The sequence below is a fragment of the Pseudoalteromonas sp. CH_XMU1449-3 genome (assembly GCF_037027245.1).
In the GTDB taxonomy this organism is placed as follows: domain Bacteria; phylum Pseudomonadota; class Gammaproteobacteria; order Enterobacterales; family Alteromonadaceae; genus Pseudoalteromonas; species Pseudoalteromonas shioyasakiensis.
This window is the reverse complement of the sequence record NZ_JAYMDY010000011.1, coordinates 1-19,002: the sequence shown is the minus strand read 5'-3', so window position 1 is coordinate 19,002 and position 19,002 is coordinate 1. Positions and strand designations below refer to the sequence as shown.

Below are 19,002 nucleotides of genomic sequence, written 5' to 3'. Positions count from 1 at the left end.
CTAATCATGAAAAAAATTGACTGTGTGCGGCATTATTTTTATTTTTACAGGCTGCTCAACAGCTAACACGCGGTCTTGCTCTGCAGCAACTTCACACTCTTGCCCTGCAATATTGATTCGATATACATAACGCGTACCGATAAAGCGCCTGTGCAAGATAGTTAAACTGTTTGCGTCACTGTGCGCAGCTTCACACAACTGAATATGATGTGGTCTTATATACACTTGACCTTGCTGACAATCTGCATTGTTCGGTGTCAATGAGTGAATCACACCAAACGCCGTCTCATATTCAGTTGGCGTTAATACTTTTGCCGTTAAGTATATGCCCGTACCAAGAAACTCTGCAACCACCTTTGAGTTAGGTTGGCTAAATAACTGCTCAGGAGAGCCTTGTTGGGCGATTTTTCCACCATGCATAACCGCAAGCGTGTCGGCAAACGCGAAAGCTTCTTCCTTCGAGTGGGTAACAAATACCGCAGAAACCTGCTGAGCTTTAATAATGCGACGTATATCGGCAATAAGCTCAAAACGCACTTGTGTATCAATATTCGAGAATGGCTCATCAAGTAATAATAAACTTGGTTTGTAAGCAAGTGCACGGGCTATTGCCACTCGTTGCTGCTGTCCACCAGAAAGCTGATGCGGATATCGCTTTGCACAACCATCGAGTTTAACAAGGCTAAGCATTTCATCTACACGCTCGCGCTTTTGCGCTTTACTCATATTGCTTAGCCCAAACGCAATGTTGTCGCTTACCGTTAAATGAGGAAACAACGCATAGTCTTGGAACATCATGCCAATATTACGTTTTTCCGGTGCAACAAACAGTCCACTATCGTTGACCACTTTTGAATCAATACTCATATAGCCTTGCTCAGGCTGTAAAATTCCGGCAATTGCCTTTAAAGTGGTGGTTTTGCCGCAGCCACTTGCGCCAAGCAAACAGACGATTTCATCTTGTTCTACATTGAGGTTTAGTTCACTCAACACCTGAGTCGCATTGTACTGATAAGCTAAGTCTTTAATTATCAAATGACTCATGAGTGATTTTGCTCCATCGAACGATTAACGAAATACAAAGGGATTAACCCAACTAACACGATAAACAAGGCTGAAATTGACGCAAGCTCCAATTGCTCATCACTAACATATTGAAAAACATGAGTTGCCAGGGTTTCAAAATTAAAAGGTCTGAGTAATAAAGCCGCAGGTAACTCTTTCATGCACTCAATAAACACTAACAAGCCAGCTGTTAGAATGCCGCGCTTTAACAGTGGTAAATGTACTCGCCACAAGGTTTGTAAGGGCCCTTTGCCCATTGATTGGCTAGCCATATCTAATGAAGGGCTAATACGTAAAAAACTGCTTTCAAGCGCGCCATGCGCAATCGCATAAAAACGTACAACATAAGCAAAAATCATCGCAAATAAAGTGCCGCTCAGAAGTAACCCTGGTGATAAACCAAAAGGCTCAAGCCAATTGTTTAATGCATCATCTAACTGAGTTAATGGGAGCAATACGGCAATAGCTAACACAGTACCAGGTAAGGCGTAGCCAGTACTTGCTAAACGTCCTGGGATCAAAGGGTAAGCTTGTTTCGCAATGCGTTGATAAAACAATACCAATAAGCTCAATAGGATAGTTGCAATACTCACCACAATAGCCACTTTGAAGCTTTGCCAAGCGTAATTAAAGAATGCCCCATTCCATGCTTCATCTGCATAAACAATGGCGTATTTAACTAACACCCCAACCGGCAGGATAAAAGCCAGTATTAGCACAACGGTACAAGCCAAGCTTGCAGCCCACGCCGCACCGCCTTTTAAGCGATACAAGGTTGCGCTGTTTACGCTTGACTGACGTTCATACACGGCTTGATTACGACGACTAAAGCGTTCAACCATGATGGTTAAAAACAAAATCAGTAACATAATGCCTGAGATTTTCGCCGCAGCAGTTAATGAGTAATAGCCAAGCCACGTATCGTATACAGCGGTAGTGAGCGTACTTACAGCAAAGTAATTGACGGTAGCAAAATCAGCCATAGCTTCCATACTGATTAATGTAACCCCTGCCACAATCGCCCCACGACCAAGAGGCAAACTAACGCGTAAAAAGCTTTGTAATGGTGATAGACCCATCAGCTGACTAGCTTGTACTAGTTTAAAAGACTGCTCTCTGAGTGCCGTTTTAAAAATAAGGAATAAGTAAGGATAGAGTACCAAGGCAATCATAATAATAGCCCCAGTTAATGTACGAATATCAAAAAACCAGTAATCGTCTGGTGATTGCCAACCAAACCAGTCTCTAAGGGTGATTTGTACTGGCCCTGCGTAATCAAGTAAGTCGGTATACACATAGGCGATGAGATAAGTTGGCATTGCTAATGGCAGCATTAATGCCCATTCAAATTGCTTACGCCCAGGAAACTCGCAATATGCGGTTAGCCAAGCTAGCGGCAATGCAATTACACAACTTAACAGCCCTACCCCTGCAATGAGTATGAGTGTATTACGGGTATAATCCCACAGCACAGTATCGAAAAGGTGCTGAAATACATCTGAATCTCCTTGCAGAGATTCAAATAATAAAAAGCCTAATGGCGTAACAAGCAACAGGCCAATAAGCCAGGCTATAAGCTGCCAACGCGACAGCGAAAACTTCACATGCATAAGTGGATTAATACCAGATAAAATAAAAGCTGTTAAAAAACAGCTTTTATAAAAATGTGTTACGAGAAATATCCTCGTTATAAATCAAACTTTACTTCGTCAATCAGCTTCAGTGCCACAGGGCGATATTTGCTGATCTCATCAAGAGGAAGGCTATCTTCTTTAAACTCCCCCCATGATGCAACCATCTCAGATAATGCAACCCCTTGCTTTACAGGGTATTCCATATTAACTGAAGCATACATATTTTGCGCCTTATTGTCGGTCATATACTCAACCAGTTTCAAGGCATTTTCAGGGTTTTTAGCATAACGGGTCATAACAACGCCCGATACATTGATATGAGAGCCACGGTTTGTTTGGTTAGGGAAGTTAATATAAACCGCTTCAGCCCATGATTTTTGCTGCTCATCTTGCATCATTTTGCCAAAATAATAGCTGTTGCCTAACGCCAGATCGCATAAACCTTCTTTTACGGCTTTGACTTGCGCTCTGTCATTACCTTGCGGCTTACGTGCTAAATTGGCTTTTACGCCCTCAAGCCATTGCTTAGTTTTTGCTTCGCCATGGTGAGCAACCATAGAAGCAACTAAACCTAAATTGTAAGGGTGTTTACCAGATCGAGTGCAGATCTTACCTTTGTATTTTGGGTCTGCTAAATCTTCGTAAGTTAATTCAGCAAGTGCACCAACACGCTCTTTTGCAGAGTAAACATTACGTACACGTTTAGTAAGTGCTATCCATTGACCGTCGCCATCGCGAAAAGTGCTTGGCACATTCGCATTAACCACATCACTATTAATTGATTGCGTTAAGCCTAAGTCCTCTAATTGAATCAGCGCACTAAAATTAGAGGTTAATACTAAATCAGCCTTACTGTGCTTACCTTCACGCTTTACACGTTCAATTAACCCTTTTTTGGCAAAAACCACGTTAGTTTTAATACCTGTTTGCTTAGTGAAATCATCCAAAATAGGCTGAATTAAGAATGGTTGACGAAACGAGTAAATATTTACTACATCTGCAGCAAATGTAGGCGCGCTTAATAATGCGCTAAGTAATACTAAGGCTGTTTTCTTCATTTTATAGCACCTAAATAGTAACAATTATCAAAATATTTTACCTAGAGTTAGGGCAAAGTGCACCCGTTTAAACTTATATTTCAATCAACCTAACTGCCATTTAGGAATTTACATGTAAGACATATCTCACCCACATGGCAGTTATTGAGTAAAAACCACCAGCAAACACTGCACAAAACAAGATAAACATTTGAAATATAACAACATACTTTAAATGACAATAAAATAACCAGCAGATTAAGTAAGATTTTGACCTACTCAGCTTTGCCCATTTCTCTATAATTACTTACATCAACTAAGCAAGAAGCTTAATGAGTAGATGGATAAGGAAGCATTACTCATAATACCGCGGAATAAGGTTCATTAGGAGAATAAGGAATCAAGGACAGGCTCAGGAAGAGTAACGCAATGGAGTGACAACCTACGGACAACATCAGGATGATGTGGAATGGCATGACAACAGGACGTTGTTATACAGGAAGTTCAAAAAGTGGAATAAAGGACAGGCCGTTAGGGCATCGCAACGGATTTGCAAATAAAGGGATAGTGTCAGGATGGCACGTAAGGGAGTGGTAAAGTATTTACCAGCAAGGATGTAAAGGACTGACAAGGAAACAAGGCGGGATTGCCTTATATTACACAGAACCAATAAGTAAAGTGTAATAGCATGGATTGGCAAAGTTTAGGGAGTTGATTAGATTCAATTGCAGGATGCAAAAAATTAAGAAGATTCCGCAAGCGCGACTAGAGATAGTACGCGCTTTTCTTTTGCCTACAATAAATTATTACTCCGGTCGTCCCTTATTACGCTTACCTAGCAGATAGGCATCTCTAAACTTAATAAAATGTTGCTCAAGCTTTTGTGTAGCATCTTTCTCACCCGCAAGGGCAAGTACCATAATAGCCACCTCAGCGGTGCCTAGCTGATGCTCATGCGGGGCAACACGTAATCGATAATCAGATAGCTTTTCAGGCGTAATTGAAAGCACAGGAAAATTATCTAGATAAGGGCTTTTACGGATCATTTTCTTTGCTTCGCGCCAAGTCCCATCTAAAAAGATAAACAATGGACGCTTACCTTCAACAGAAGTTACTTCGGTGATCACGCGCTCTTCATCATCAACATCGCTGGCAGGAAAAATAACCATAGGCTGATACTGAGGATCTGCCAACAAGCTTAATAAGGCGTCATCTGGATTTGTTCTATCCCACTTAAAGGCATGGTTATCTGGCACGATTTCAGCAATTAAACGACCAGTATTTGACGGCTTAAAACTCTCATTATGGTACATAAGTAAACAGACCGCGGCATCACACTGAGCTTGCTCAACGCCTTCACAAATACAATAGTGTTCCGCTAATAAACAACGCTCACAACGCGTTAGCTTTGCTCCTCGCGCTTTGAATTCACGACGAGACTCAGTCATTTGCTGAGCACGAAGCATTAACACTGAATTATTTGAGATAGTAGCCACTGTATTTACCAGATAATTAAACGGCGCGTATTGTAGCTAAAAATATGGGGAATAGATATTGATCTAAGTATTAAGCTGCAAGCTATAAGCAGCTAGATCTTAAAGCTTATAGTTAAAAAACAAAAAACCCAGCCGGAGCTGGGTTTTTAAAACGATTAGTCAAAAGAACTTACTTCTTTTTAACTGCTTTTTTGTTTGGAAGGTCAGTGATTGAACCTTCGAAGATTTCAGCAGCTAGACCGATTGATTCGTTTAATGTTGGGTGAGCGTGAATAGTTAACGCTAGGTCTTCACCGTCTGCGCCCATTTCAACTGCTAAGCCGATTTCACCAAGCATTTCACCTGCGTTGATACCAACCATAGCACCACCGATAACGCGACCTGAGTCTTTATCGAAGATTAGCTTAGTTTGACCTTCAGTACGTGCTGAAGCGATTGCACGACCAGAAGCAGCCCAAGGGAATACAGCAGTTTCGATGCTTAAACCTTGCTCTTTAGCTTCTTTCTCAGTTACACCAACCCATGCGATTTCTGGATCTGTGTATGCGATTGAAGGAATGCACTTAGGATCGAAGAAGTGTTTCTGACCAGAGATAACTTCTGCAGCAACGTGAGCTTCGTGAACCGCTTTGTGTGCAAGCATTGGTTGACCAACGATATCACCGATAGCGAAGATGTGATCAACGTTTGTTTTAAGCTGTTTATCAACATTGATGAAACCACGCTCATCAACGTTAACGCCTGCCTTATCAGCGTCAAGTAATTTACCGTTAGGTGTACGACCAACAGCAACAAGTACTTTGTCGTAACGTACTGCGTCAGCTGGTGCGTTTTTACCTTCGAATGAAACGTATAGACCGTCTTCTTTCGCTTCAACGCCAACAACTTTAGTAGAAAGCATTACGTTGAACTTGTTCTTAACGTATTTTTGGTAGATCTTGATAACGTCTTTATCAGCTGCTGGTACTAATTGATCAGCAAACTCAACTACGTCGATTTCAGAACCTAGTGCACGGTATACAGTACCCATTTCAAGACCGATGATACCACCACCTAAAACTAGTAGTTTCTCAGGAACGTCTTTAAGCTCTAGCGCACCAGTTGAGTCAATTACACGGTCATCTTCAGGGATGAAAGGTAAGTTAACAGGTTGAGAACCCGCTGCAATAATAGCATTGTCAAAAGTGATTGTTGTTGTACCGTCTTCACCTTCAACAGCAAGTGTGTTGCTGCCAGTGAATTTACCGTAGCCGCTAACTACTTTCACTTTACGCATTTTAGCCATGCCGTCTAGGCCGCCAGTTAGTTGACCGATTACAGACTCTTTCCAATCACGGATTTTGTCTAGGTCGATTTCAGGCTTGCCAAAAGTAACGCCGTGAGATGACATTTCAGCTGCGTCATCAATCACTTTAGCTACGTGTAAAAGTGCTTTTGAAGGAATACAACCCACATTTAGACATACACCGCCTAATGTGTTGCGAGATTCTACCAGTGTAACTTCTAAGCCCAAGTCAGCAGCACGGAAAGCCGCAGAATAACCACCAGGACCACCGCCTAGTACAACAACTTGAGTTTTTAATTCGTTGCTCATGCTATTACCTTAAATGTTTGAACGGGACACTGCCCCTAAGTTTAACTGCCATGTTTCTGCAAGGCAGAAAGGGAGAGCAGATATCTATACCAAGATTGTTCTATGGCAAAGATTGTATCATTGCCAATGGTAAAAATCCCAGCAAAAAACAACTTGCTGGGATTTGATTCTTATAAATTATGAGACGATTACATCACCAATTGACGAATATCGCTCATGTAGCTTGCTAGCGTCACAGTAAAGCGTGCTGCTAGTGCACCGTCAATAACCCTATGGTCGTATGACATTGATAATGGAACCATTAATTTAGGTTCAAACTCTTTGCCATTCCACTTAGGTTTCATTTCTGACTTAGATACACCCAAGATAGCAACTTCTGGCGCATTCACAATTGGCGTGAACGCTGTACCACCGATACCACCAAGGCTTGAGATTGTGAAACAACCGCCTTGCATATCAGATGAAGTTAGCTTGCCGTCACGTGCTTTCTTAGAAATATCCATTAACTCACGAGAAAGTTCAATGATGCCTTTCTTATCAACATCTTTGAACACTGGAACAACTAGACCATTTGGCGTATCAACTGCAACACCGATATTGATGTATTTCTTCAAGATTAAGCTTTCGCCGTCTTCAGACAGTGAAGAGTTAAACGTTGGGAATTCAGCCAATGCTTTCGCCGCTGCTTTCATCACAAATACAAGTGGTGTGATTTTAACACCCAGCTTTTTCTTCTCAGCAAGGGCATTTTGCTCTTTACGGAATGCTTCAAGGCTTGTGATATCAGCTTCGTCAAACTGTGTAACATGCGGGATTTGCACCCAGTTACGGTGTAAGTTAGCACCTGATAGCTTCTGGATACGAGAAAGTTTCTTCTCTTCGATTTCACCAAACTTAGCAAAATCAACCTTAGGCCAAGGGATAAGACCTAACTCACCGCCACCGGCATTACCTTTACCTGCAGATAGCTGACCTGACTCAACTTTCTTCACAAGATCTTTCACGTAGTTTTGTACGTCTTCTTTCACAACACGATTCTTACGACCCGTGCCTTTTACGTTTGCTAGGTTAATACCAAACTCACGCGCTAAACGACGTACAACAGGCGATGCATGTGCATACGCTTTGTTATCTGCAAAACCTTCGTTGCTTGCAGGTGCTGATGCAGGCTTTTCAGCTGCAGGCGCTTTTGCTGCAGGTGCAGGAGTTGCCTCAGCTTTTGCAGGAGCAGGTGCCGCTGCAGCTGGTGCACTACCCGCTACTTCAAATACAAAGATAAGTGAGCCAGTTGATACTTTATCCCCAGCAGCTACTTTGATTTCTTTAACAGTACCGGCAAATGGTGCTGGTACTTCCATTGATGCTTTATCGCCTTCAACGTTTAAGATTGATTGATCTTCTTCAACCTTATCGCCAACAGCAACCATCACTTCGGTTACTTCAACTTCGTCACCACCGATATCAGGCACGTTTACTTCTTTAGTGCTTGATGCCGCTGCTGCCGGCGCTGCTTCAGCTGGTGCTGGTTCTGCAGCAGGCGCTTCTGAACCGCTTGAAGCTGTTTCAAAAACGAAGATTAGAGAGCCCGTTTTCACTTTATCGCCAGTCGCGATTTTGATCTCTTTAACCGTACCCGCCATTGGAGCAGGTACTTCCATTGATGCTTTATCGCCTTCAACGCTTAATAAAGATTGCTCTTCTTCAACCGTGTCACCTACCGCAACCATGATTTCAGTTACTTCAACTTCATCATCGCCGATATCTGGCACAGTTACTTCCTGTGTAGCAGAAGTTGCAGGCGCAGCTGCTGGAGCTGGCGTATCTTCTTTAGCCTCTGCAGGAGCCGCAGCTTGTTCTTCACCTTCGAAGATCATGATAAGTGAACCCGTAGTTACCGTATCACCTTCAGCTACTTTAATTTCTTTAACCGTACCTGCTTGTGCAGCAGGTACTTCCATTGATGCTTTGTCGCCTTCAACCGTTAATAACGATTGGTCAACCTCAACCTTATCACCAACGCTAACAAGGATTTCGGTTACTTCAACTTCATCGCCACCGATATCTGGTACATTAATTTCAATACTCATTGGAACCTCTTATGCGTATAGCGGGTTAACTTTGTTTGTGTCGATGTCGAATTTCTTGATTGCTTCAACAACCACTGACTTCTCAACTTCACCACGTTTAGCAAGCTCAGATAGTGTTGCAACCACAACATAACCAGCATTCACTTCGAAGTGACGACGTAAGTTTTCACGGCTATCAGAACGACCGTAACCATCAGTACCTAACACTTTGTAGTTGCTGCTTGGTACGAATGAACGAACTTGTTCTGCGTAGTTCTTCATGTAGTCTGTTGCTGCAACAGTCACGGCATCTGTTAATGCGTTCGTGATGTAAGCAGTCTTTTGCTCTGCTTCTGGGTTAAGCATGTTAAAACGCTCAGCGTCTTGACCGTCACGAGTTAACTCGTTGAATGATGTTACAGAGAATACATCTGAACCAATACCATACTCTTCGCTCAGGATTTGTGCCGCTTTGCGCACTTCAATCATGATAGTACCTGAACCTAGTAACTGTACTTTCGCTTTATCGCCAGCCACAGTTTCAAGTTTATAGATACCTTTACGAATACCTTCTTCAGCGCCTTCTGGCATTGCTGGTTGATGGTAGTTTTCGTTCATTAGCGTTAGGTAATAGAACACGTTTTCTTGGTCTTCACCGTACATGCGACGGATACCGTCTTGCATGATTACCGCTACTTCGTATGCGAATGTCGGATCATAAGAAATACAGTTAGGAACCGTGTTAGCAAGAATGTGGCTGTGACCATCTTCGTGCTGTAAACCTTCACCGTTTAGTGTAGTACGACCTGCCGTAGCACCTAGTAGGAAACCACGTGCTTGTTGGTCACCAGCCATCCATGCCATATCACCTACACGTTGGAAACCAAACATTGAGTAGTAGATGTAGAATGGGATCATTGGTAAATCGTTAGTGCTGTATGATGTTGCAGCAGCAACCCATGATGACATTGCACCTAACTCGTTGATACCTTCTTGTAGTACCTGACCTGATGTTGCTTCTTTATAGTAAGAAACGATGTCACGGTCTTGTGGCGTGTAGTTTTGGCCATGCGGGTTATAAATACCGATTTGACGGAATAAACCTTCCATACCAAATGTACGCGCTTCATCAGCGATGATAGGAACGATGTTTTTACCAATGCCTTTGTCTTTTAGTAATACGTTGAGTGCACGTACAAAGCCCATTGTTGTAGAGATGTCACGTTTTTGCTCTTCAAGTAGTGGCTTGAACGCGTCAACTTCTGGCAATGTTAAGCTTTCAGAAAACTTAGGAATACGCTTAGGTGTGTAACCTTGTAGCGCTTCACGGCGAGCGTGAAGATACTTGTACTCTTCAGAGCCTTCTTCAAGAGTAAGATATGGCAAGTCTTTAATTTCTTCATCAGAAACTAAATCTTGTAGACCTAAACGTGAACGTAAGTGCTCAACGTGGGTCATGTCCATTTTCTTAACTTGGTGCGCGATGTTTTTACCTTCAGCCGCTTCACCCATGCCGTAACCTTTTACAGTTTTAGCTAGGATAACAGTTGGACGGTCTTTGGTTTCTTCCGCTTTTTTGAATGCAGCGTAAAGTTTTGACGGCTCATGACCACCACGCTTAAGTGCGAAGATCTCTTCATCAGTCATATCAGCAACAAGTGCTGCTGTTTCTGGGTAACGACCGAAGAAGTGCTCACGAACATATGCACCGTCTTTTGCTTTATATGTTTGGTAATCACCGTCAATAGTTTCGTTCATTAACTGCAGTAATTTACCTGATGTATCTTTAGCAAGTAGGATATCCCAACCACTACCCCATACAACTTTAATCACGTTCCAGCCTGCACCTTTGAATAGGCCTTCAAGCTCTTGAATGATCTTACCGTTACCCATTACTGGGCCATCTAAACGCTGTAAGTTACAGTTGATTAGGTAACATAGGTTATCTAGCTTCTCACGTGCAGCGAATGAGATTGCACCACGTGATTCTGGCTCATCCATTTCACCATCGCCTAAGAAAGCGTATACACGTTGGTTTTTAGTGTCTTTTAAGCCACGACCGTCTAGGTATTTTAAGAAACGAGCTTGGTAGATTGATGCAATTGGACCAAGACCCATTGATACCGTAGGGAACTGCCAGAATTCAGGCATTAACTTAGGGTGTGGGTATGAAGGAAGACCTTTACCATCAACTTCTTGACGGAAGTTGTCAAGCTGCTCAGCTGTTAAACGACCTTCAACAAATGCACGTGCATAGATACCTGGAGAAATGTGACCTTGGTAATAAACTAAATCACCACCATCTACATCGTTTGGTGCTTTGAAGAAGTGGTTAAAACATACTTCATAGAATGCCGCTGAAGACTGGTAAGACGCCATATGGCCGCCTAAGTCTAGATCTTTTTTCGACGCACGTAATACGATCATGATCGCATTCCAACGAATGATTGAACGAATACGACGTTCAATGTTTACGTCACCTGGGTAAGCAGGTTCTTGATCTACCGGAATGGTATTAACGTAGTTAGTGGTTGTGCCAGTAGGCATATCAACACCGTCTAAACGGGCTTGCTCTAACACTTGCTCAAGTAAGAATTGAGCACGTTCAACACCTTCTTCACGCACAACAGACTCAAGGGCTTGTAACCACTCTTGTGTTTCTAGCGCGTCTACGTCAATTTTATTGACTTCAGACATATGGAGGTTTCCTTATGTTTAAAATACTAATTATTTTAATAAATCTTAAATTAAGTAGTTAACTAAACTTAGCTAATCACTTGCTTAATGTTGTTTGGTGCGTCTTAAACTACGTTCAATCCGCGAATGCTCTTTGCCAGCCTCAAGCAAGGCTTCTTCGATAAAGGCTAAGTGAGCATTACTAGCAAGACGTGCTTGCTCTGGGTTTCCTTCAATAACCGCATCCATCAACAGTCGTCTATGTTCTGCGAGCTGCTGGCTGATCTGTGGTTTTTTTAACAGTACAGTTAAATTCTGCAATACATTTTGCTCTAGCAAGGCCTGCATACCACGTACTAAATGTAGCAGTACAACGTTATGAGACGCTTCTGCCACACTAAAATGGAATGCATTAATTGCTTTTGCTTTTTGCACAATGTCGTCATTAACGAGCGCAATGTTGTCAAAGCTTTGTTTTACTTTTTTGAAGTCATTCGTTGTGCCACGCATAGCTGCATAATATGCTGCGATTCCTTCAAGGGCATGACGAAATTCGAGTAAATCAAATTGTGACTCTGGATGCTTACTAATCAAATCAAAAAGCGGATCAGTGAGCCCCTCTTCAAGCTGATTTTTTACGAACGTTCCACCACCTTGGCGACGCGTTACTAACCCCTTGGCTTCTAGCTTTTGAATCGCCTCACGCAATGAAGGTCGCGATACTTCAAATTGTTTCGCTAATTCACGTTCAGGAGGCAGCTTTTCGCCTGGCGCTAACGACCCCTCAAGAATCATATTCTCAAGTTGTTGTAAAATAACATCAGATAATTTTGCTGCTTTAATCTTTAAAGACATTTATTAACGTCCGCATTGTTATGCGCTAACCCCATAAATATCGGGTATTTAGCCTTGTGCCTTGACCAAAAAGGTAAATTGGTCATACCAAATTTGTCGCATACGTTATCAAAAACCCGTATTTCTGTCAATTTCACTACGCTCAGCGCCTAGTTACACCCTAACGTAATTCGTCTAAAGATTAAACAGTATGGATTAAAGTGGCTTTTTCTGAAGGAAAAAACAATAAAAAATAAATGGTCAGACCAGATTGATAGACAAAGCTACTAGAGGCCAGATTTAAGATTTTAGATGAATTGAGCAGCTTTGTAGCAGCGGGTTTCCCCCCGCGACAAAAGCTTTTAGAGGTCAGGTTTTAGATGTTAGTTGAATTGAGTAGCTTTGTAGCAGCGGGTTTACCCCGCGTCAAAACTCGTACACACCTATAAATCAAAACGCGATATAAAAATCGCGGCTAAGCCAACCCACCAAACAGGGTTAATGCTGCTATGATCACTAAAAAGAACAATACATTTCTTTTTACAAGCTTCATCATGCAAGTGGCTTCGTAAGTGCAGCCAAAATGTTGCTGCTCAATTTGCTCAGCGGCAAGTGCAGTTTGCGTAACTACTTTTCGGTTACTCACTGTAAAGTCGAGCACATACTTCAGCCAACAACTGGTACCTTTATTAAAGTTACCAATCACTAAATAACCAAAGCTTGCAACCCGTGCTGGTAACCAATCGAGCCAAAATAGTAAGCTATGGATCAGTTTAAAACGTTTAGCGTAAGCCACTTGATGGTCGTCTCTTACTTTATCAGCAAAGGTTCGAACTAGCGCATAAAGAACCGCGCCAGGTACACCTAAAACCACAAACCAAAAAATAACTGCACAGTAAAAGCGAAAATTTAACCAAGCTAAAGTTTGGCCAAAAGTTTCACCTTGAGGATCATCTTCTGTCTTCTTTTGACCCATCTGTAATGCAAATAAGGTAGCCGCTTCTTGATCGTTGCGGGTTAACGCATTTAAGTAAGACTTATATAGAGCACGTTGCTTAGCACAGCCAAAACACACCAGCAGCACAGCAACATTCACAGCTAGCTGCCAAATAATAAAATCAGAGAGTTGATAAACTAAACCTGCGGCAACGACAGGCAGCATTAACCAAACCAAAAAGCCAATTGGCGAATTAAATAAGCCTTTTTCTGAGAGTTGTTTTTTCGAGTGCTTAAGATAGGTATTGGCATAAAAACCGATTTGCCAGTAGTTAGCTCGAGCCCCTAAACGCTCAATTACCAAAGCAATAATTATTGAAATTAAGATCATGCTTTTACCTATATCCTTTAACTAAAACACTAAATCAAAATAGTATTGCCAATCAAAACTCGCTCCAGGGTCAGTTTTTCTGCCCGGTGCAATATCACAATGGCCAACAATGCGCGAACGGTTTATCTCAGGGTACTTTGCCATCAACGCCTTAGTCACTAAGTGTAATGCATTATACTGGGCTTGGGTATACGCTTGGTTGTCGGTACCTTCAAGCTCAATGCCCACACTAAAATCATTGCAGCGCTCTCGACCTTCAAACATTGAGATACCAGCATGCCAAGCTCGTTTTTCAAAAGGCACGTATTGAATAACTTCACCAGTGCGGCGAATAAAGCAATGCGCAGATACTCTTAAGCCTTTTAAATCAGTAAAGCTTTCGTGTGCCGTACAATCAATTGCCCCCATAAATAAATCATCAACATAAGGCGTTGCAAACTGCCCTGCTGGCAATGAAATATTATGAATAACTAGTAATGACACCTCGCCCTCAGGGCGCTCATCGTAATGTGTACAGGGCCTTTGTAACACATTGTTTAATTGGCCCAATTCATTTATATGCATATTAAAAACTAACGATGACAATAAAGTTAAATAGTGTAAAGGGTTAAAATCTCAGGGTCTAGTTGCTTTGATTCAATCACTTAAAGTAAGAGTAAGGATACTTTACTGTGGCCGATCTTTGTCTTCTATTAAGGGGTTAAACATAGTAAAATTTCGCCAATTTATTAATAAACAATGAGCTTTCGACATGTCAGTCCCTCACACTTTAATTTGCCAACTGGTAAAACTCGCCCTTGATGAAGATTTAGATTACCAAAGCGCAAGTGACGGTGATATTACCGCGCAACTAATTCCAGCAAACGAGCTAGCCAATGCCAAAGTAATTACTCGTGAAGACTGTGTATTTTGTGGTAAAGACATTATTTTAGAAGTATTTAAGCAAGTTGACCCTTCTGTTGAAGTTGACGTACTCGTAAATGACGGCGACAAAGTAGCCGCAAATAGCACACTTTTTACAGCATCTGGCTCAGCGCGTGCTATTTTAACTGCAGAGCGCACTGCCCTTAACTTTGTACAAACACTATCAGGTACAGCAACAACAACTGCTCATTATGTAAAAGAGCTTGAGGGCACGACTACGCAACTACTCGACACGCGTAAAACAATTCCAGGTTTACGTGCGCTACAAAAATACGCTGTGAAATGTGGTGGTGGCGCGAATCATCGCATCGGCCTTTTTGATGCGTTCCTAATTAAAGAAAACCACATTGCAGCCTGTGGTGGTATTGATAAAGCAGTCGCTCAAGCTAAATTAAACCACCCGACTAAACCAGTCGAAGTAGAAGTAGAATCACTTGCTGAGCTTGAACAAGCCATCACAGCAGGTGCTGATATCATCATGCTTGATAACTTTACGGTAGAGCAAATTCAACAAGCTGTTGTGCTTACAGATAAGCGAGCAAAGCTTGAGGTATCTGGCAACATGACACTTGAAACTTTAAAAGCTTATTCACAGGCCGGTGTTGACTTTATTTCAAGTGGCGCACTTACAAAAAATTTACAATCAATCGATCTTTCAATGAGATTTAACGGCTAAAATTTCTCTTATACGTATTTAATGTTTTACCTAATTCGTTGACAAGAAAATAAAAAAAGCATTAAATACGTAAAAAGCCGAACAGATAACAAAAAATCAATATCTTTTCAGCGCTTTTGACTATTTTGTATACGCACGTCCTGAACCTACACAAGATTGCAATCAATTCAATAAGTTCCTGCAAGGATGCGGTGTCTATAAATAGTACAAATATGTGTAACTAAGCTTATTTTACATCAAACAAAGGTAGGAAAGTTCTGAAAAACTGCTTACTGAACAGGAAAATAGCTTCCAAAAACATTTATTGATGCTAAAGTAAATTTATACACGCTTAACAAGTAAAGTTTTTGCTGCTTTGTTAACATTTAAAGGTTAATAAAAGTAGTTTTAAGTAAAACTGTAAGATTTATCCTGTAAATTGAGCTGTGGTTTTACAACGCTGAAGTTACAGCTAAACTTACTAAATCATCATATCCTTTAGGAGAGGAACAAATGACACAACAAAAGCAACAGGGTTTCACCCTAATTGAATTAATGATTGTAGTTGCAATCATCGGTATTCTTGCTGCAGTAGCACTGCCTGCGTATCAAGATTACACAACGCGAGCTAAAATGAGTGAAGTAATTACATTTGCAGGTTCAGCTAAAACAGCAGTAAGTGAATGTATCATTTCTTCAGGATCTGCAGCTGATTGTGGCAGCAATGCAAAAGTAGGAATTGATACAGCCTCAAACATCTCTTCAACTTATGTAGAGTCAGTAACTGTTGGAGAAAATGGTGTAATTACTGCAGCTATACAAGGAACTTCTGTATCGGCTCTTGATAGTGGAACTCTTGTTTTTACTCCATCAGCCACTACTGGAAGTGTAAGCTGGTCTTGTGAAATAAGCGATTCTACTTTGAATAAATACGTTCCTCAAAATTGCCGTAAAAGCTAATTAAATTAATATGAGAAGCCCTATTTTGGGCTTCTTCAAAAAATGTTAACAATCTCCCTAAAAAATTTTTATATTCCAATTTTTTTATTAGTCTGCTCAATCCCTTTTTTAGACTCTTTATACCTCGGGCTTTTCAATGAAAAAAGAGCAGCTCAGATTGTTTTATTAGCCTTATGTGCCCCCCTCATTACCAAAGTAAATTACTCTAAAATTAGTTGTAAATTTCAGCTGACACTAGCACTGCTTTTTTTCTTGGCCTTTTTAAGCGTTTTTTTTAGTGAGAACAGCTTTTATTCTAGTTTATTAATTTTACACTATATATTGCTACTTGGAATTATAGTTCTCGGAATGGAAACTATAAGAGGTTCAAGCTTATTGTTTAAAACTTCAATAGCTATTAGCATATTCTTATCAGGATACTTTTTATTAAATTTCTTTTTTTATTTAAGTGACAATATAGTTTTCCCATCAGACGGGGTTTTTGCAGGATTTTACAACATAAGATTTTTCAACCAGTTACAATTGGTTTTTATTTTTTACTCCTTATTTTTTATAAAAAACAAGAAGTATCAAAGTATCGCTCTTATATCTCTAACTCTTAATTTACTTATTATCTTTATTAGCTCTGCTAGAGGAGCATTGCTTGCAACGCTAATTACTTTATTTTTAGGTTATTACATTAAAATAATTAAAAGAAAAGAGTTAAACTTTATATTTAAAGCCCTAACTTTATCTATTTCCCTATATATTTTATACTTATACCTTCAGCCTCCCAGCTCATTTGATAAAAGTTTATTTAGGGAAACGAGTTCAGGCAGAATAGAAATATGGATTGAAACAATTAGAGGCTTTGATATAAAAACTCTCTTTGTAGGAAATGGAGCTGGCACATACAGTTACACTAAATATAGCTTGAGCCACCCTCACAATATATTCTTATCATTAATTCATGATTGGGGATTACTCTTCACTATTACTTTGATTTACATTTTGAATAAAGTAATCTTCAAATCAATAAAACACATAAAAGAAAACAAACACACAAATGTGTTTAAAATATCATTTCTTACTCTGATTTCATTGCTATTACTATCTTTTGTTAGTGGAACACTAGTAATGCCAATGTCTCAAACTTTTGTGTTTTTATCGATAGGTTTTTTATTAGGTTCAACAAATACAAAAAACTTACTGGAAAAGCCGATGAGTAATATTTATTATTCGATATATATAGTTATTGGGGCTTATTTAATTCTTTCAGCTATTAGCTTCAACTGCTTGAGTAATTTTCCATTTGGACCAAACTTTTGGTCAAATGGTCAAGTTTCCCTCTCTAATTGTGAACTATTCCAGTGATAGGATAGAAAATGTCAAAACAAACAGAACATAAAAAGATAGACACCTTTCAGTGGGTTGGCGTTAGCGTCAGAGGTAAAAAATTAGAAGGTGAACTATCTGGTGAAAGTATCGCTCTTGTAAAAGCTCAACTTAGAAAGCAAGGTATTACGCCCTCTAAAGTAAAGCGTAAACCGAAACCATTATTTGGAACAAGAGTTCAGAAGATAACAGCAAAAGATATTGCTCTAATAACCCGTCAAATCGCAACTATGCTCGTTGCAGGCGTTCCTTTAATACAAACAATAGAAATGATTGCTTCTGGCGCAAAGAATAAAAGTGTTACCAAATTAATGGAAGGAATTGGCGATGAAGTAAAAGCTGGTGTACCACTTTCTCAAGCTCTTCGAAAACATCCGCGCTATTTTGATGATTTATATTGCGACCTAGTAGCCTCAGGTGAACAGTCAGGCGCCCTTGATAAAATATTTGACCGAGTAGCACTTTATAAAGAAAAAGCCGAAGCATTAAAGTCGAAAATTAAAAAAGCCATGTTTTACCCTATTGCTGTATTAGTCGTTGCCTTAATTGTAACTTCGATTCTACTTATATTCGTGGTACCACAATTCCAAGATATTTTTAATGGCTTTGGTGCTGAGTTACCTGCTTTTACTTTAATGGTGATTGGTATTTCTGAGTTTATGCAGGAATACTGGTGGATGATAGTTATTGCTGTTGTCGCTGCAGGTTTTGTATATAAAGAAGCACTTCTTAAGAGTAAAAAACTCAGAGATGCCAATGACAGAGCAATTTTAAAACTACCCGTTATTGGTATGATTTTGAATAAAGCGGCGGTTGCTCGCTATGCTCGAACTCTATCAACTACTTTTGCTGCCGGTGTACCCTTAGTTGATGCACTTGATTCTGCTGCTGGTGCTTCCGGCAATGCGGTGTATCGTTATGCAATTTTAGAAATCAAAGCCGAGGTAAGTTCAGGTAACTTAATGAACTGGGCGATGAAAAACGCTAAGATTTTCCCTGATATGGTCGTACAAATGGTGGCCATTGGTGAAGAGTCTGGCTCACTTGATGGCATGCTAGCTAAAGTCGCTACAATTTATGAGCAAGAGGTTGATGATGCCGTGGATGGCTTATCGAGCCTACTTGAGCCACTGATTATGGCTGTATTAGGTGTGCTTGTTGGTGGTTTAATTGTTGCTATGTACCTGCCTATATTCCAATTAGGTTCGGTGATTTAAACATAGATGTAAGCTGTAAGCTGTAAGCTGTAAGCTGTAAGCTGTAAGCTGTAAGCTGTAAGCTGTAAGCTGTAAGCTGTAAGCTGTAAGCTGTAAGCTGTAAGCTGTAAGCTGTAAGCTGTAAGCTGTAAGCTGTAAGCTGT

General features: G+C 40.5%; 14 protein-coding genes. 4 read left to right on the top strand and 10 right to left on the bottom strand.

Going from position 1 to position 19,002, the window contains the following annotated elements:
• The 10 genes from WA256_RS14095 to ampD form a co-directional block, all read right to left on the bottom strand.
• Positions 1-1,044: an ABC transporter ATP-binding protein gene (locus WA256_RS14095; protein WP_062566168.1), complete on the bottom strand. Its 1,044-nt coding sequence runs from the start codon at positions 1,042-1,044 to the stop codon at positions 1-3.
• Complete coding sequence (locus WA256_RS14090) at positions 1,041-2,675, bottom strand: ABC transporter permease (protein WP_062566169.1); 1,635 nt, start codon at positions 2,673-2,675, stop codon at positions 1,041-1,043. The genes WA256_RS14095 and WA256_RS14090 overlap by 4 nt, the downstream gene beginning before the upstream one ends.
• 77 nt (positions 2,676-2,752) lie before the next feature.
• Positions 2,753-3,757: a Fe(3+) ABC transporter substrate-binding protein gene (locus WA256_RS14085; protein ID WP_062566170.1), complete on the bottom strand. Its 1,005-nt coding sequence runs from the start codon at positions 3,755-3,757 to the stop codon at positions 2,753-2,755.
• A gap of 785 nt (positions 3,758-4,542) precedes the next feature.
• Positions 4,543-5,202 carry a tRNA-uridine aminocarboxypropyltransferase gene (locus WA256_RS14080; RefSeq protein ID WP_062566192.1) on the bottom strand — a complete coding sequence of 220 codons (660 nt, stop codon included), beginning with the start codon at positions 5,200-5,202 and terminating at the stop codon, positions 4,543-4,545.
• A gap of 199 nt (positions 5,203-5,401) precedes the next feature.
• Complete coding sequence (gene lpdA, locus WA256_RS14075) at positions 5,402-6,826, bottom strand: dihydrolipoyl dehydrogenase (RefSeq protein WP_054562783.1); 1,425 nt, start codon at positions 6,824-6,826, stop codon at positions 5,402-5,404.
• A 188-nt stretch (positions 6,827-7,014) separates the two neighbouring features.
• Positions 7,015-8,913, bottom strand: coding sequence for a pyruvate dehydrogenase complex dihydrolipoyllysine-residue acetyltransferase (gene aceF, locus WA256_RS14070; RefSeq protein ID WP_130166802.1), 1,899 nt, complete (start codon positions 8,911-8,913; stop codon positions 7,015-7,017).
• A gap of 9 nt (positions 8,914-8,922) precedes the next feature.
• A complete protein-coding gene (aceE, locus tag WA256_RS14065) occupies positions 8,923-11,589 on the bottom strand; it encodes a pyruvate dehydrogenase (acetyl-transferring), homodimeric type (protein WP_062566172.1) in 2,667 nt (888 codons plus the stop codon).
• Positions 11,590-11,673: 84 nt separating this feature from the next.
• Positions 11,674-12,423 carry a pyruvate dehydrogenase complex transcriptional repressor PdhR gene (pdhR, locus tag WA256_RS14060; protein ID WP_036965924.1) on the bottom strand — a complete coding sequence of 250 codons (750 nt, stop codon included), beginning with the start codon at positions 12,421-12,423 and terminating at the stop codon, positions 11,674-11,676.
• A gap of 454 nt (positions 12,424-12,877) precedes the next feature.
• Positions 12,878-13,729: a beta-lactamase regulator AmpE gene (gene ampE / locus WA256_RS14055; protein ID WP_130166801.1), complete on the bottom strand. Its 852-nt coding sequence runs from the start codon at positions 13,727-13,729 to the stop codon at positions 12,878-12,880.
• A gap of 21 nt (positions 13,730-13,750) precedes the next feature.
• Positions 13,751-14,293 carry a 1,6-anhydro-N-acetylmuramyl-L-alanine amidase AmpD gene (ampD, locus tag WA256_RS14050; protein ID WP_130166800.1) on the bottom strand — a complete coding sequence of 181 codons (543 nt, stop codon included), beginning with the start codon at positions 14,291-14,293 and terminating at the stop codon, positions 13,751-13,753.
• A gap of 187 nt (positions 14,294-14,480) precedes the next feature.
• On the opposite strand from ampD, the gene nadC reads away from it, so the two are divergent.
• From nadC to WA256_RS14030, 4 genes are all read left to right on the top strand, one after another.
• Positions 14,481-15,329 carry a carboxylating nicotinate-nucleotide diphosphorylase gene (gene nadC / locus WA256_RS14045; protein ID WP_130166799.1) on the top strand — a complete coding sequence of 283 codons (849 nt, stop codon included), beginning with the start codon at positions 14,481-14,483 and terminating at the stop codon, positions 15,327-15,329.
• Between the two features lie 492 nt (positions 15,330-15,821).
• The gene (locus WA256_RS14040; RefSeq protein WP_130166798.1) at positions 15,822-16,268 is read left to right on the top strand and encodes a pilin; all 447 of its coding nucleotides are present in this window, start codon (positions 15,822-15,824) and stop codon (positions 16,266-16,268) included.
• A 42-nt stretch (positions 16,269-16,310) separates the two neighbouring features.
• Positions 16,311-17,621 (top strand): O-antigen ligase family protein, encoded by a 1,311-nt coding sequence (locus WA256_RS14035; RefSeq protein ID WP_335992434.1) that lies wholly within the window; start codon positions 16,311-16,313, stop codon positions 17,619-17,621.
• A gap of 11 nt (positions 17,622-17,632) precedes the next feature.
• Complete coding sequence (locus WA256_RS14030) at positions 17,633-18,859, top strand: type II secretion system F family protein (protein ID WP_130166796.1); 1,227 nt, start codon at positions 17,633-17,635, stop codon at positions 18,857-18,859.
• Positions 18,860-19,002 lie beyond the last annotated feature (143 nt).